Annotated in this window: 17 protein-coding genes; 4 read left to right on the plus strand and 13 right to left on the minus strand. The window is 41.2% G+C overall.

Annotation, left to right across the window (positions count from 1 at the left end; genetic code table 11):
- Positions 1–119 precede the first annotated feature (119 nt).
- A complete protein-coding gene (locus H3T84_RS05490; protein ID WP_198218477.1) occupies positions 120–1,490 on the plus strand; it encodes an NAD-dependent succinate-semialdehyde dehydrogenase in 1,371 nt (456 codons plus the stop codon).
- Between the two features lie 98 nt (positions 1,491–1,588).
- On the opposite strand, the gene H3T84_RS05495 is transcribed toward H3T84_RS05490, so the two are convergent.
- From H3T84_RS05495 to gluQRS, 13 genes are all read right to left on the minus strand, one after another.
- Positions 1,589–2,077 carry a hypothetical protein gene (locus H3T84_RS05495; protein ID WP_198218478.1) on the minus strand — a complete coding sequence of 163 codons (489 nt, stop codon included), beginning with the start codon at positions 2,075–2,077 and terminating at the stop codon, positions 1,589–1,591.
- 28 nt (positions 2,078–2,105) lie between these two features.
- Positions 2,106–2,468, minus strand: coding sequence for a DUF423 domain-containing protein (locus H3T84_RS05500; protein ID WP_198218479.1), 363 nt, complete (start codon positions 2,466–2,468; stop codon positions 2,106–2,108).
- 361 nt (positions 2,469–2,829) lie between these two features.
- On the minus strand, positions 2,830–3,111 hold the full coding sequence (locus H3T84_RS05505; RefSeq protein ID WP_174833037.1) for a hypothetical protein: 282 nt from the start codon (positions 3,109–3,111) through the stop codon (positions 2,830–2,832).
- Between the two features lie 209 nt (positions 3,112–3,320).
- Entirely contained in the window at positions 3,321–4,088 is a 768-nt protein-coding gene (locus H3T84_RS05510; protein ID WP_198218480.1) for a hypothetical protein, read from the minus strand.
- A gap of 154 nt (positions 4,089–4,242) precedes the next feature.
- The gene (locus H3T84_RS05515) at positions 4,243–4,785 is read right to left on the minus strand and encodes a hypothetical protein (RefSeq protein ID WP_198218481.1); all 543 of its coding nucleotides are present in this window, start codon (positions 4,783–4,785) and stop codon (positions 4,243–4,245) included.
- 208 nt (positions 4,786–4,993) lie between these two features.
- The gene (locus H3T84_RS05520; RefSeq protein ID WP_198218482.1) at positions 4,994–5,701 is read right to left on the minus strand and encodes a tetratricopeptide repeat protein; all 708 of its coding nucleotides are present in this window, start codon (positions 5,699–5,701) and stop codon (positions 4,994–4,996) included.
- Positions 5,685–6,089: a hypothetical protein gene (locus H3T84_RS05525; RefSeq protein ID WP_198218483.1), complete on the minus strand. Its 405-nt coding sequence runs from the start codon at positions 6,087–6,089 to the stop codon at positions 5,685–5,687. The genes H3T84_RS05520 and H3T84_RS05525 overlap by 17 nt, the downstream gene beginning before the upstream one ends.
- 354 nt (positions 6,090–6,443) lie before the next feature.
- On the minus strand, positions 6,444–6,563 hold the full coding sequence (gene cydX / locus H3T84_RS05530; RefSeq protein WP_174833032.1) for a cytochrome bd-I oxidase subunit CydX: 120 nt from the start codon (positions 6,561–6,563) through the stop codon (positions 6,444–6,446).
- A 61-nt stretch (positions 6,564–6,624) separates the two neighbouring features.
- Positions 6,625–7,773 (minus strand): cytochrome d ubiquinol oxidase subunit II, encoded by a 1,149-nt coding sequence (gene cydB / locus H3T84_RS05535; protein WP_198218484.1) that lies wholly within the window; start codon positions 7,771–7,773, stop codon positions 6,625–6,627.
- 9 nt (positions 7,774–7,782) lie between these two features.
- The gene (locus tag H3T84_RS05540; RefSeq protein ID WP_174833030.1) at positions 7,783–9,327 is read right to left on the minus strand and encodes a cytochrome ubiquinol oxidase subunit I; all 1,545 of its coding nucleotides are present in this window, start codon (positions 9,325–9,327) and stop codon (positions 7,783–7,785) included.
- Positions 9,328–9,707: 380 nt separating this feature from the next.
- Positions 9,708–11,360, minus strand: coding sequence for an amino acid ABC transporter ATP-binding/permease protein (locus H3T84_RS05545; RefSeq protein ID WP_198218485.1), 1,653 nt, complete (start codon positions 11,358–11,360; stop codon positions 9,708–9,710).
- Positions 11,357–13,060, minus strand: a complete 1,704-nt coding sequence (gene cydD / locus H3T84_RS05550) for a thiol reductant ABC exporter subunit CydD (protein ID WP_174833028.1) — start codon at positions 13,058–13,060, stop codon at positions 11,357–11,359. Before cydD ends, H3T84_RS05545 begins: the two co-directional genes overlap by 4 nt.
- Before the next feature lie 38 nt (positions 13,061–13,098).
- Positions 13,099–13,992 (minus strand): tRNA glutamyl-Q(34) synthetase GluQRS, encoded by an 894-nt coding sequence (gene gluQRS / locus H3T84_RS05555; RefSeq protein WP_174833048.1) that lies wholly within the window; start codon positions 13,990–13,992, stop codon positions 13,099–13,101.
- Positions 13,993–14,250: 258 nt separating this feature from the next.
- Between gluQRS and tsaB the strand changes: the two genes are divergently transcribed.
- Genes tsaB through H3T84_RS12425 form a run of 3 tightly spaced genes read left to right on the plus strand, consistent with a single transcriptional unit; the run spans position 14,251 to position 16,222 of the window.
- Entirely contained in the window at positions 14,251–14,934 is a 684-nt protein-coding gene (gene tsaB / locus H3T84_RS05560) for a tRNA (adenosine(37)-N6)-threonylcarbamoyltransferase complex dimerization subunit type 1 TsaB (protein ID WP_198218486.1), read from the plus strand.
- Complete coding sequence (rimI, locus tag H3T84_RS05565; protein WP_198218487.1) at positions 14,931–15,362, plus strand: ribosomal protein S18-alanine N-acetyltransferase; 432 nt, start codon at positions 14,931–14,933, stop codon at positions 15,360–15,362. Before tsaB ends, rimI begins: the two co-directional genes overlap by 4 nt.
- Positions 15,356–16,222, plus strand: coding sequence for a uracil-DNA glycosylase family protein (locus tag H3T84_RS12425; RefSeq protein WP_037474313.1), 867 nt, complete (start codon positions 15,356–15,358; stop codon positions 16,220–16,222). Before rimI ends, H3T84_RS12425 begins: the two co-directional genes overlap by 7 nt.
- Positions 16,223–16,315 lie beyond the last annotated feature (93 nt).

Below are 16,315 nucleotides of genomic sequence, written 5' to 3' on the forward strand. Positions count from 1 at the left end.
TTAACATTTATTAATCGAATTAAACCTGTTTCAGTATGATTCAGACAGCTGCTTTCTTCTGCTCTGCATTTTTACAGACAAAATATTCTTACAATCTTACTTGTGGAGGATAGCTGAACATGGCTTATCAATCTATCAATCCGTTTACTGGCGAGCTGGCCAGAACTTTTTCCAATCATACAGATGCTGAAGTAGAAAACGCACTGACTCAGGCACATGCTTTATATAAGTCTGAATGGTCGCAACCGGAAAATATCAGCGAAAGACAGGCCTTACTGCAACGCCTGGCTGAAATTATGACACGGCATCAGGAAAAAATTGCCCGCATTATCACTCTGGATATGGGCAAACGCATTGCAGAAAGCCGTAATGAAGTTGTTAATTGCATAGAAATCGTTCAGTACTATGCAAAACAGGCTGCCGAGTTATTGAAACCGTTAACCTATCCGAGCAAACTGGGTACTGGCTGGGTAGAACATCATCCTATCGGTATTATTCTGGCTGTTGAACCATGGAATTTTCCCATTTACCAGCTTATCCGGGTTATTGCACCGGCTATTGCTGTCGGTAATCCGGTAGTAGCCAAACATGCCAGTAATGTTCCGCAATGCGCGCAACTGGTGGAAGATCTACTGCATGAAGCTCAGGCACCTGCCGGTACTTATACCAATCTGTTTGTAACCCCTGAGCAGATAGAAACCATTATCGGTGACAAACGCGTACAGGGTGTGGCTTTGACAGGCTCAGAAGGTGCCGGCAGTATTGTAGCCGGACAGGCTGGCAGTAAACTGAAAAAATCTACTATGGAACTGGGCGGTAATGATGTATTCGTTGTCACAGATGATGCAGATGTAGTAGCCGCCGCACATACCGCAGTAGCAGGACGCTTGTTTAACGCCGGTCAGGTATGTATTGCAGCAAAACGTTTTATAGTGCATGAAAAAGTGGCTGAACAATTCACCCGGATTGTTCAGGAAGATTTTGCCCAGGTAGTGATGGGCGATCCCCTGGATGAAAAGACTACCCTGGCACCCCTTTCATCTCGTAAAAGCAAAGAAACACTACAAGAACAGCTGGATGCAGCCATTGCTCATGGTGCTAAAGTATTATGCGGTAACCAGCCAGCTAAAGATAATTTCTTTACCCCAACACTGATCACGGATATTAGCCGGGATAATCCGGCCTATTTCGAAGAATTTTTCGGACCTGTAGCACAGTTGTATGTTGTAAAAAATGATGAAGAAGCAATTACATTGGCTAATGATTCTAATTTTGGTCTGGGCGGAACCGTTTTCTGTAAAGATATTGAACGCGCCAAAAATCTGGCCTCGCGAATTGAAACCGGTATGGTATTTATTAACCGTTTCGGTGATTCCGTAGCTGAACTGCCATTTGGCGGAGTTAAATATTCGGGCTATGGGCGCGAGCTTAGTGATCTAGGTATTAAAGAATTTGTTAATCACAAACTTGTGGTACTAGCACAGGACTAATCCGCCTATTTATGCAAAAAGCAGTCTGTTTATACAGACTGCTTTTTTTAGATAATAACCAGTTACTGGCCACAAAACACCATCCATATCTTTTCTGCTTATGGTTGCTTTAATTTGAATTCCACTTTATCAGGTAAGTTTTTAGGCACAATCAATAGTATAAACGGATGCATCTGATAACTCTGTCTTGCTCCAGAACGAATGCGTACATCTAATATCAGCTTATCCTGAGCATGATTTAATGTTAAGGGTGTAATTTCCAATTGCTTTTGCACAATTCCTGCATCGTATACGATTACATCCTGAAACGCAAAATCAATAGGAGTTGGTTTTCCGTTTTTCCCCATAGTCTCAGCCATACCGAAATAACGGGTAAATTCAGCAGATGATCTAATGTGTCTTGGTACTAATCCGGTTACATTATTTTTAATAAAGTAATTATTGGCCAGCTGATAAGTAACTGGTGTCACTGATTGATTGAAAACCTGAGCAGAACCATTAGCTGTGACAGCTGCTGAATGGCTACAAGCACACAGACTGCCTGCCAGCAAGAAACTCATTATCATTGAATAAACGTTACCGCGCATAGCTACCTCCTGTCAGGTTGCGTAAATTTTACTGCTGCTTAAAAGCCAGCCATGCCAGAGTCAGCCAGCCGGCAATCATTAAAACACCGCCAATCGGTGTAATTGCACCAAGCCAGCGAGGCAAACCCAAAGCCATCAGATACAGTGAACCACAAAAAATAATCAATCCCAGCTGTAGCAAAAAAAATGGCATTTTTACCATAAATACCGGTGCCGCTTTTGCCAGCACACCTAATACCAGTAATCCCAGTGCATGCCAGAAAAAATACTGTGTTGCAGTATGCCACCACTCCAGTTGCTGCACACTGGCCATATGTTTTAATCCGTGTGCACCAAATGCACCCAGCATTACCGCCAAAGCCAGATTAACCGCTGCAATACCTAACCACATATCAATTCCCCATTATTCAATTAAACCGTAAATGTGCCTGACTGATTACAGACAAGCTACTCAGATAATCGGAGTATAAAGGTCGCTTTACTGAATCTCAAATTACTTACACTAATACAATCATGGCAAATTCACGTTTTCTGTTCTTAATGCAAGTAAAAACCAAAATAAAAGCTAAAGAAAAAATTTTATTACTGAAAATAAATTTATAAAAAAATGAATGAGTAAAATTTTTTCCAAGATACATTAATTTTTTCACTTTTTTCTTCTAATTTGCATAATGCTATTACAAATAAAAAACTGACCAGTTACTATAAACAGGTCAGTTTTTCATCTTTTAATTGTAATAGCTGTTTTCTAATTATTTACAGCTGATACCACTAATTTGTGGCGATTTCGCTGTACCTACTCTAAAAATACATTTAGTGTCACTACTGCCGGTAACAATGAGATTACCGGAAGCAACATTCATATTCAGAGGTTCTTTTACCCCCATTTTTACTGCAGTACTGGCCAGTTTCTGTACATCTTCCGGTGTATATGCAGTGTTATTACTAGCCACTTTAATTTCCTTAGCACTAACACTTGCTGCGACAGCTAAGCCAATTGAAAAAATCAGGCTATTACGTATATATTTATTCATCGGATTCCTTTCCGAAGATTACCTCAGATATTTATATTAATACAAAAGATTAAGATTTTCCAGCATATTTCTGTAAGTTTACTGTGTGCCAAACCATAATGCGCAGATCATTTAAATGAATACTATCGCCAGAATCATGATCTAAATTCACCCCATCTCCATGATAATACGATAGCCTCTCCATGCTACAACTCATCCAGCAGGGTTTATTAATAAGGGATGATTAAAGGCATATCATTATGTAACTCAATAGTGTATTCAGACATAATATCCATTAAACATTTTTCGTCAGTACATAAATCTCTTTTTTTGATAAATTCTTTCTGTCTGTTGTAAATTTCACCAAACAATTCCACAGCATCATTATAGACATAATCCTTTCTTATATTCAAAAGGATATCATGAATACTTTTATCTAATCCGGAAAGATACATATTTTGACAAATTAGTTTTTCGGATAATTTTTTGGCATCATGACAAGAAAAACCAGGTTTAACATTCTTTTTTTCTATGCTTTTTAACTCTAAGATTGAATCATAAGTATTTATTATTAAATATTCATTCTTTTTTTTCTCAAAAAGTGTCCAGGTTTCATTGATATTGGGACAAAAAATATCTATTTGGTTTATTGGTTGCTCTATTTCAATATCAAAAGATTTTGCTGTCAGAGTTTCATCTTTATTTCTTGCCATATTATTATTAAGTAATTCATCAAAATTAATCTTAAATTTATTAATCTTGTAATTTAAGCAATTTTCAATATTACTGTCTGAAAAAACATTAGTTTTTATACTATTATCATCTAATTCAAATATTCTATTAAGATACAATGGATCATCTGTAGTTACTTTTTTTGTATGAATTGTATCGCTAATGTATACCTTCGATACAATCCAGGTTTTAGTAGGATCAGCTTTTGTTAAAAACGAGATAAATGATAAAAATAGAAAAATTAATAAATAAAAATAACGAAACATATTCTTTCCTAATAAATTCATGCCGGACATATATTGATTTGTCTTTGTATGAAGATTTATTTTCTAAAACATTAATTATATGTCGCTATTACAAAAAATTGTTTTCATTTCAAATTTTTATTCATTAATGTTAGGATAATATCTAAAATATTCTTTATAATTTATCTAAATAAGCACAACCTTCAAAAATTTCACCTTTATAATTAATAAAAATTTCATAAATTGAATCAGGTTCATCAATATTGAGAGCACATTTAGATCTTTTATCAAGATTTCGGATTAATCCAATCACACCATTTTGTGAGTAAAAAAAAGCAACAAAATCATATGTTAAATTAGAGTTTTTTATATCGATTTTTATTGCTATGTTGTCTTCTTTCAAATGAAAAAACTGTAATCTATTTTTAGTTATTTTTGCTTTCCAAAATGGTTCATAGCCACTTGCATAAAACCCGATTGAATTATTGGTAACTTTATTCCAAAATTGTGCTGGTGATAGCATACCTATCTGTTGCATTCGTTCTACTTTGGCTTTATTTATCCAATCTATCGTTCCTGTGTTTAAATCCATAAAACTCTGTTTATTATTTTGTGTACTTCCTAAATATAAATATTCTTTATTCGAAGAATCAATAAATACCTCTTGAGCTAATATTAATTTAGGGAAAATCAATAAGAGTAAAATTAAAAATTTCATAGAGTTACCTTATTTTTTATGAGAATTCCTTTCTAAAATAGAGGAATATGGTTATTTATCCTTGCATAGAATATGTTAGATTTAGCCCTGTCACCAACAACATTCATAATTAAATTGTGAATACTTATTTATAAGCACTTTTTATTTTCTCAAGTTAGATTAATTTCTAGAAATATTCACCTTATCTAAAAATCTAATAGGTAATTATTTATTTTTTAGAGGCTATTTTTGTCATAATCTCAGAGGCAAGTCGACAAGCATCAGTTAAATCATTTTTGCAAGCCTGATTAAGCCACAATAATGCTTGCTGGTAATTTGATTGGGCCATTTCAATAATACCTAAGTTAAGTTGAGCAAACCCATTATTCTTTTCTGCTGCTTTTTTATACCAATAAAGCCCTTTTTTGTAGTTATCTAAATCTGAACCCAATCCACTAGTTGTTAAATATAAATTACCTAATTCAACTTGGGCGGGTATATAATATTGTTCAGCCGATTTTTCTAAAAAATATAATGCTTTTGAATTGTCTACTTCAACACCAAATCCAAATAGATAATCTATGCCTAATTTATATTGAGATTTTGTATGATTTTGTTTTGCGGCTTTTTCTAACCAAATAAGCGATTGTTGAGAGTCACCTCGCTCTGAATAAATAACAGATAAAGCAAATTCAGCTTCTGCATATCCTTGTTCTGCTGATTGCTGATACCAATAAAAAATTTTATCATTATATTTTTCATCAACGTTTTTCGATAACAACAAATTTGCTAAATGATACTGAGCAATTTTATCTCCATTTGCTGCTTTAATGATTAAATTATTTTCGTTACTGCTAGCAGCCTTTGCAAAAGATATTGCCCAGAAAATGCAAGTAAATAAAACTGCGTTGATAAGTTTTTTATTGAGGTATTTCATTGAGTTCTTCTTCCTCAGTTTCATATAAATTATCATAATTATATATTTTCTTAGTTAAAACCTTACCATGCTTATCGTAGATTGTAATGATCTTATAATCTTTGCCAAACTCATCAGGATGATAATAATTCATGCGAACAGTCATACCTGATAAATCATATTCATACCAGTTACCTATAAAAATACCTGCCGCATTATAATGCCCTTGGCAACCTTGTTCTTTAATTTGACCATTTGGATAATATTCAATGCGTAAAGAGTAACAAAAAGAACTATTAAAAGTAGCTGACGATATTCCAGTAATATCAATGTATTCCTTTTGATTATTGGCAAAAACATTATTAACTAGGAATAGTGGAATGAGCGATAAAAAAATTATTTTTTTCATTATGCAAGCTTCTTAATTTCTTCATTATAAAATATTTAAATATTTTTGGAAAAAACTAACGTATGGCGGTATTTAATTGCTAATCTCGACGGCTCGTTTTACTTGGTACCAGTGGCCATGTCCATTTATCAAAACTAGATTTACCCTCACCTAGGCGGCCACTCAGATCACGGCTGGACTGATAACCATCTGATAAAGCATAGTCAGCAGATTATGCTTTAATTTTAGTAGCATTATTCATAAAAAGAAAAAGCTGTATACCCGTAAACCGGTATACAGCAAACCAAAGGAACTTTTTTAATTTAATTAATTTTGTTGCAGACACAGAGTGTATCAGACTGATATGCAATTATTTCATTGTTGTGACTGCTGATCCAGCGTATCTCTGTCTTGCTGATACTCACCCCATAATGCATTTACTACTCCTAGTAATATGGCAAAACCAATACCTAAACACCAGGCAAAATACCACATAAAATACTCCTTGTTTTACGAGTCTGTCTGCCGGATAACACCACGGCAGACAAAGCTAAATTTAATACAGGCTATGATCGTTCTTGCGAATCATGTCGGTAGTTACCTTACCGCGCATCACCCGATAACACCAGCTGGTATAAAACAACATCAGCGGCACGAAAATTAATGCTACCACCAGCATAACTTTAAGAGTAAATTCACTCGAACTGGCATCCCATACCGTCAGGCTGGAGCGTAAATCAGTGTTTGAAGGCATAATAAAGGGGAACATGGATACACCGGCTGTACTGATTACGCCGCCAAGACCCAATGCTGAAAACCAGAATGCTACAAAATTCTTACCGCTCTTTGCCAGCAGCCATGCAACTATAAAGCCAACATAAGCCAGCACCGGTATCACTAGCAGCAGCGGATATTTCTGGTAGTTATTCATCCATGCACCAGTAGCACTGACCACCTGTTTATTCAGCGGATCAGGTGAAGCTCCCGGCAAATAACTTCCCTCAACCATGCTGTAACCATTAATCCCCATATTGACCCAGATACCGGCCAGTGAGAATGTGATTACAACAACAATTAGAGCTATTGTGCTGGCACGCAGTGCGCGTTTTCTCACCTGATCATCAGTGCGTAAAGCCAGATAAATCCCACCATGAAAGGTAATCATTGCAGCTGATACCACACCACACAACAAACTGAAAGGATTGAGCAAAGCCCAGAATGAGCCTGTGTAGAAAGAACGCAAATCATCATCAAAATGAAATGGCACACCCAGCAGCAGATTCCCGAAAGCCACACCGAAAATCAGTGGCGGAACAAAACTGCCGACAAACAATAACCAGTCCCAAGTTGTGCGCCAGCGAGCATTATTGATTTTACTGCGATAGTCAAATCCTACCGGACGGAAAAACATTGCCCACAGCACAGCCATCATTGCCCAGTAAAAGCCGGAAAATGCTGTTGCATAAGCATACGGCCATGCCGCAAAAATAGCACCGCCACCTGTAAGAAACCACACCTGATTACCATCCCAGTGCGGAGCTATTGAATTAATGACTACACGGCGTTCGTTATCGTTTCTGCCGACAAACGGAAGCAGACACCCTGCCCCCATATCCTGTCCGTCCATAATGGCAAAGCCAATCAGCAGAACACCCAGCAACAACCACCAAATGAATTTTAATACCGAATAATCCAAGAATTCCATGGTCTACTCCTAATGTTCTGCTTCATTAGCATAACGTCCTGTACCCAGTGAACCCGGGCCCTGACGGGAAAACCGTACCATCAGATACACTTCTATAGTCAGTAATATTGAATACAGGGTTACAAAACCGAAAATTGATCCCCAGAGACTAGCAGCGGTCAGCGAAGAGGCAGAAAGATTAGTCGGTAGCACACCATATACTGTCCATGGCTGGCGTCCGTACTCTGCAACAAACCACCCCGCCTCACAGGCCAGCCAGGGCAATGGCAAACTCCAGAACACCCATTTAAGCAGCCAGCGTTTTTCTGCAAAATTATTTTTAACCGAAGCATAAAATGCTACAACAAGCAGTAACAGCAGCATACAACCGCAGAATACCATAATGCGGAAACTCCAGAACATCGGAGTTACACGCGGAATAGTTTCCCGCGCAGCATGCGCGATATCTTCTTCAGTTGCTTTACGCACATCCGGCACATAAGATTTAAGCAGTAAACCAAAGCCCAGATCATCACCATATTTTTTCATGGCAGCCTGTGCTTGTGCATCTGTACGATCCTGACGCAATGTTTCCAGCGCAATCACTGCTTCTCGGCCATTGCGAATACGTCCAATATTTTCAGCAATGATTTCCTTGATTCCCGGAATCTGTTTATCCAGTGACCGGGTACCGATTAAACCCATTACCCATGGAATTTTGACAGCGAAATCATTTTCCATTGTCTCCTCATTTGGCAGGGCAATCAGATTAAACGAAGCCGGAGCCGGTTCTGTTTCCCACATGGCTTCCAGTGTCGCCATTTTGGTTTGCTGTGATTTTCCTACGGTATAACCGGATTCATCACCCAGGATAATAACTGACAGAATTGAAGCCACACCAAAAGCTACGGCAATACGAAAGCTTTTCTTGGCAAATTCGACATCCTGACGTTTCAGCATATACCACGCAGAAATAGACATCACGAAAACCGCTGCAGTTACATAACCGGCAGAGACGGTATGTACAAATTTATTCTGCGCTACTTCGTTCAGGAAAATGTCAGTAAAACTGGTCATTTCCATACGCATTGATTCAAAGTTGAAATGCGCCCCTACCGGATCCTGCATCCAGCCATTGGCCACCAGAATCCACAATGCAGACAGATTGGAACCTAGTGCCATAAGCACGGTAACAAACAGATGGCCCTGCCGGCTCAGCCTATCCCAGCCGAAAAAGAACAAGCCTACAAAAGTGGACTCCAGAAAGAAAGCCATCAGCGCTTCAATAGCCAATGGCGCACCAAAAATGTCACCCACATAATGCGAATAATATGACCAGTTAGTGCCAAACTGGAATTCCATTGTTATACCGGTAGTCACACCCAGAGCAAAATTAATGCCGAACAATTTACCCCAGAACCGCGTCATATCTTTATATACTTGTTTACCGGTTAACACATAAGTGGATTCCATTATTACCAGAATCCACACTATCCCCAGTGTCAGCGGCACAAACAAAAAATGATAAAGCGCGACCAGAGCAAACTGCAGCCTTGACAGTTCCACTAAATCCATGGCTTTGTTCCCATTATTTATATTAATAAAATTACATTCATCATCAAACCGGCATTGATAAATACTTCAATTAAATAGAATAAAATATTCTATAAAAATTGTAAATATGAATTGACACGCAGATTTAACACATAAATATAGTTCTTTAAATTTACATCAAATATATAAATATCAAAATAAACAAAACTTCTAATATCAAAAATAATTATATATTTCAGTTTCTCATTATAAATGATAAAAATATATAATAAAAAATTATAATTCAATGTATTTTGTTAGAATCTGTTATTAAGTAATTAATTTGATTTAAATCAAATAAAAAGCAGCCGGATAAGGCTGCTCGAAAAGTAATTTAATTACAAATTATATGCAGAATTATTTCAATTTATTGACAAAATCTGCGCATCAGGCCAGGGATTAGCCTGATGGCTGGCTACAATCAGAATGCCATGCTGCTGGTGTTGCTGCAACATGAAAGCCAGCTTTGTTTGGGTCTGCTCATCAATACCGGCAAACGGTTCATCCAGAATCAATATTTTATAAGGACGCAGCAGTAAACGCGCCAGAGCAATACGCCGTGCCTGTCCGCCAGACACAGCGGCTCCATACTCACCCAGAGGTGTATCCAGAAGCTGAGGCTGATTTTCAGCCCACACAGTCAGTCCGACGCTGGAAAGTACTGACCAAAGCTCATCTTCGTTAGCTTCAGCTTTCCCCAAACGCAAATTTTCAGCCAGAGTTAAATCAAATATGTCCAGCTGCTGAGCCAGATAACCTACTTCACCCTGCCACTGCCATACTGAAAAAGGCTGCTGATTACAATATAACTGCCCGCCGGACGGCTCCAGCTCTCCCGCTAAAACTGCCAGCAGAGTTGATTTTCCAACCCCTGAAACCCCTTGCAGCAGTAGAATATCACCATTCACCAGATTAAAACTGATATTTTCGGCTCCGTTAAGTGCATCCGGCCAGCGTGCCTGTAAAGCATCTGCCTGCAAATGCAGTTTTGCAGGTAAAGTCTGTTTTTCCGTTACTTCAACCGTCTGCTCCGGCACAATTGTATTAAGGCGGACGCATGCAGCCTGACACAGACCATAAGTCATCATATTTATACCCAGTACCAGTACCAGTTCTGCAAACCCGAATATTGCCAGAACCAGTGCCAGCAACATGGCCGCCGAAAGCTTCTGAATCACTAGAAGCTCACTTCCCTGCCACAACAAAACAGCTACAGCTACAGCCAGCAGTAGCTGCTGCAACAATACTACTCTTCCTGCCAGTTGCTGCTGATGCAGCTGACCAGTGACATAATATTCATCTTCGGCATGAAAAATCGTTGCAAAACGCGACCATTGCTGCCACTGCAGCAAAGCTGTTATTGCTTCAAGCGGTTGCAGTAAGGCCGTACGCCGCTTTTCAGCAAGTCCGGTTTGCTGTTTACCCCAGCTTTGTCCGTACAGAGCAGCCACAGCGGGAATCACGACAGTTGCCAGTAACAAAGGAATAGACAGATATAGCGCCAGTTTGCTGTCAGCCACTATTATGGCCAGGCACAAAATACATAGCAGCATGATTAAAGCCCATAACCATGGCAACACAACATTAAGCGGCCAGTTATTTAACAGTTCAATATCACTCAGTAAAGAATGCATCTGCCGCATAGAATTTTGTTGCTGTTGCTTACCTGCAGCCAGTCGGGAAAACAGCCCGCTGCGTAAATCTGCCAGAAGTCCCAGCACTGCATCATGTGATCCGAGACGCTCACCATAGCGCCCGGCAGTACGCACAATCGCCAGTAAACGAATCACCCCTGCCGGTGTAAAATAATTAAAGGTATAAGCTGTTGCCAGACTTATTATTCCGGCCAGCCCGGCAGCAGTAATAAACCAGCCGGACAGGGCCAGCAAAGCAATACTGGCTATAGCCGTTACTTGGCCCAGAAGCCACGCCAGTAACCAGGCACTCTTGCGACTGAGCAATAAATTGGACAATTTCAACTGCTGTTGTGACCATAACAAATGATAACGTTTCATCGTAATTGCTCCTGCCGGTCAGTCAGCATAATTTCCCGGTCTACCCATCCTGCAAAACTGATATCATGACTAACCAGTAACACTGTTTTACCCATACTCAGCATGGCCAGTAACTGCATAATTTCCGATGCTGTCTGTGCATCCAGATGAGCAGTTGGTTCATCCAGCAGCCATAACGGTGCCTTGCGCAATAGCATTTGTGCCAGCGCCAGTCTTTGCAACTGTCCGCCGGACATTCCACGCCCACGCTCGCCCAATTGCGTATCCATTTGACCGGGTAAACGTTGTATTAATGCCCACAGCCCGACCTGTTGCAACACCTGCTGCAATTCTTCATCTGTAGCATCGGGACTAGCCAGCCTCAAATTTTCTGCAATTGATAGTGGCAATATCGGTGGTGTCTGTGCCAGATAAGCTATCGACTGCCGCAACAGTGGCAGATTCAAATCAGCATAATTATGCTGATTTATCCATAAAGAACCTGAGTAAGGAGCAAATCCCAGTAATGCCTGCAGCAGACTGGACTTACCACTGCCACTTGCTCCTCTGAGCAGAACACGTTCGCCAGCTTCTACACAAAAACTGAACTGTGGCAAACGGATACGTTCATCACGTCCGTATACCACCAGATACTCTGCACGCAGATATGGCGGGGTTTGTAATACAAAATCAACTTCCTCAGGAGCAGCCGATATATCTTCAACCACTTTATATAGTGGTATTAATGCTTCTACTGCTGCTTCAGCCTTAGCTTTATCATGATAATCAGCACCCAGCTGACGCAGTGGTGCATAAAATTCCGGTGCCAGCAATAAAATAAATAAGGCACCCTGATAAGGTACCGGTATTTGTCCGTTTGCCCAGGGCAATACGCCCAGCAATCCAAGACCCAGATAAACAGCCACCAGTGCGATTGCCAGTGAAGCAAACAGTTCCAGAACGGCTGTAGACAGAAATGCCAGCCGTAATACCGCCATTGTTCGCACCCGATAAGATTCAGCAGCGGCATCAATAGTTTTCTGTGCCTGCAACTGAGCACCTAAACGACGTAACGTGGGCAGCCCCCGCAACAAATCCAGAAAACGTCCGCTTAAAGCCGCCAGTGCTGAAAACTGCGCACGATTTTTACGTGCTGCCGCCTGTCCGAGCAAAATCATAAAAATCGGAACCAGTGGCGCAGTCAGCAATAAGAGCGCAGCAGCAAAAGGGCTATAAAAACAGGTAGCCGCGGCAATCAGTACCGGCATCAGCGCTGCAAGCTGCTGTTGCAGAACATAACGGCTGAAATAACCATCCAGAGCATCCACCTGCTCCAGTAAAATTGCAGACAGTGCACCATCACTACCATACTGGCTGCGCTCAGGTCCCAGTAAAGCCAGTGCTTTCATTAACTGGCTGCGCAATTGCAGCCTGATTGACACACTCGCCCGCAACAGCAAACGCTCTTTAAAATAATTCAGCAGTGGCCGTAATAACCAGCAGATAAACAGATAAGGTAAAAACTGGAATAAGGTCGCAGTTATATTTTCCCCGTTAAGCCAAAGAGCAAACAAATTAGCCAATAATGCGCTCTGTAGAATAATCAGTACTGCTGCGGTGATCATCAGCACCCAAGCCAGACGGTAGGAACGGTGTTGCTGTTTTTGCCATAAACGCAGATAAAATCGCGGAGCAGATGCATGTAAATTTCTAATGGCCAATCTTGTTCTCCCTTGTTGTCTAAAAGGCTTTAACAGCATTAAGTTGTTGCAATCGCTTGTGGTGATACAAGCGACAACTGCCAATGCCGCACTGCCCAGCTCAGCAAATCAGACAGGCTGTCTACTTCCGGAGCAGGCGGCTGCCCGAGATAAGTAAGAACCTGTCGTAGCAAAACTTCACGCTGGCGCAAATCCAATGACGGAGCCTGCGTCTGTTTTGACCATTTTTGTCCCAGTGTATTAGTCAGCAGCGGCAAATGAGCATAAGCCGGCTGTGAAAAACCCAGTAACTGCTGTAAATAAATCTGACGGGGGGTAGATAATAACAAATCCTGACCGCGTACTACATGATTGATTCCCTGTTCTGCATCATCCACTACGACCGCCAGCTGATAAGCCCAGAAACCATCCGCTCTTAACAAAATAAAATCACCTACATCTTTGCTCAGGCACTGCTGTTCACTGCCTTGTATTTCATCTACAAAACCAGTTATATCTGTACTGGTACGTAAACGCCAGGCTGGTGTTTTCTCTGTGCACAAATGCATATTTGCGCTTAAAAATGCACAGCGCCCGCCATAAATTATACCATCCACCCCTATTCCCTGTGTTTCAGCTTGTACCATTTTACGGCTGCAAAAGCACGGATACACCAGTTCTTGAGCTTTCAATCGCGCCAGAGCTGCAGCATAAAGGTGATGGCGCCGGCTTTGATACACTACTTCACCATCCCAGTGCAGTTCAAATGCTTCCAGTGCGGACAGAATAGCTGCTGCCGCACCGGGCATTTCCCTGGGCGGATCCAGATCTTCCATTCGAACCAGCCATTGCCCATTATGGCTGCGTGCATCCAGATAAGAAGCTACTGCAGTCAGCAGTGAACCTATATGCAGCAAACCCGTAGGACTGGGAGCAAAGCGGCCCACGTACAACTCATTCACAAATGATATCCATTCTTAAATCAATTTTAGCCAGTACAGCGAATAACTTAACATCACCTCTGAAAAAGTACAAACCAACTACCATATTTAATAATCATATTTATAATATAAACAGTTATTTAGCAAAAAATTACCCAAAAGCAGTATTTATTGCCATTAACTATGACATTACTCTGGCACAATACTTAATCCTAAAAAATAAAGGCATAAAAAGGTATAATCCGATTTATCCGAACACATTAACATATTATGATTAGTAACAATTCCCGTCTGCTTGTTATCGATACCAGCACCAGTTATCTGTCGCTGGGACTGCATCACAACGGACATACTGACAGCATCTGCGAAGCAGCAGGTGCAAAACAATCTGAACTGATATTACCGCGTATACAGCAGCTACTGGCAGAATCCAGACTGATACTGTCTCAGCTGGATGCCATCATATACGCACAGGGTCCCGGTGCTTTCACCGGATTACGCATCGGTCTGGGTGTAGCCACTGGTCTGGCATTGCCATTCAGCCTGCCACTGATTGGCATTCCCTGTCTGGATGCTGTAGCTGCTCTCGCACCGGATCAGCCTTGTGTACTGGCAGCAACAGATGCACGTATGAACGAACTATTCTATGCCTGGTATGACACCTATAATCATAAACGACTGAGTGATTATCTGGTGGGTACTGCCGACAGCATCTTTCTGCCGGCCAGTCAGCATCAGGCTACAGGTATCGGTAACGCTTACGGGCTGAATATCACTTTACCTGTATCAGGACAGAATCTTATGCCCGGAGCTCAGGAGTATGTGCAACTGGCCTTATCCGGTCGTTACAAAGCAACTGATGCTGCTCATGCCAGCCTGCATTATGTCCGTAATAAAATTGCCTTGACAGCTGCCGAACAGGCTGCCAGACGAACTGCGAGTCAGATAGCATGAATATCCGTGCCGCCACTCTCGCCGATATCGCCGCTTTGCACGAGCTTGAACAACAGTGTAATCCGGCACCATGGTCTGCAACACAACTGGCCAATACCGTTTATGCACCACAGCCGGTATGGGTAATCGATCTGCCTGTGCATGGAATTGTCAGCATGCTGGTCTGGCAAAAACTGCCAGAGGAAGCCGAAATTCATTTGCTTGAGACCCATCCTGATTTCAGACGGCAGGGTTATGCACAACAATTACTGGAACATTTATTCCAGCATGCAAAGCAACAGCATCTGAGCCGGATATTGCTTGAAGTGCGTGCCGGCAATTCCGGTGCACTACAACTGTATACGAACAATGGTTTCGTATCCTGTGGCATACGTAAAAATTATTACCAGAATGGTGATGATGCTGTATTAATGGAAAAACCATGCTAGACAGCCGCTATCTTTATCTGCACGAAGCATTGGGTCTCGGCCCCATGTGGTTATCACAAACTGCTTATCTGATACCTTCCCAGGTTTCGGAAACAAATACGCCAGTAAAAAACAATACTCGGCCTGTTGCGCGTTCTGCTTCGGACAGCTCTGTTCGTCCACAACCAGTGAGAACTTCTTACTCGAGTCCACCGGTTGATATTTCTGCAATTCAGCCAGCCAGCCGGCATCGTGACGCACTCCGGCAAATTATTAATCAGCCGCCAACTAAACCTGTAAAACAGACTGCTAAAGAAGATAACACTAGCAAAATCAGCCCCATTACCACAAATGATAAATTAAATATCAGCTTCGAATCCATTCCGGCAACACTGGCCGCATGCACCCGCTGTAATTTACATCAGGAGCGCTGCACCCCGCTACCGGGATATGGTGCAAGCAATGCGCGGCTTCTGGTCATCAGCTCTAATCCTGCACCGCCGGACGACAGCAGCAGACAGCTTTTCAGCGGAGAAGTTGGCAAATTGCTCAGCAATATGCTGGCAGCCATCAATATTACTGTTGAAGAAGTTTTTTTTACCAGTCAGGTAAAGTGTGCGCCTAATGTCAGCCTGCGTATTACTGATGAGCATCTGCAGGCCTGTTTGCCTTATCTGAGTACTCAGATCGAACATATCCGGCCTCAGGCTATTCTGCTGCTCGGGCAGATATTCAGCCAGCTTGACCAGACAATACTGGCACAGAATCTGCACAATATTCCTTACGTAATATCACCTCATCCCGCACGATTATTGCGCCAAAGCCATTTAAAAGCCACTGCATGGACTGCACTTAAACAATTGCGCAATTATTTACAATAATCTGTCAAAAAAATGCATCTTTATAAGATACAAGTCCGCACAAGCCAAAACATCTGTGTTAAAATATGATAATTAAATTTTAATTAAATAAAA

Source organism: Snodgrassella sp. M0110, assembly GCF_016101465.1.
In the GTDB taxonomy this organism is placed as follows: domain Bacteria; phylum Pseudomonadota; class Gammaproteobacteria; order Burkholderiales; family Neisseriaceae; genus Snodgrassella; species Snodgrassella alvi.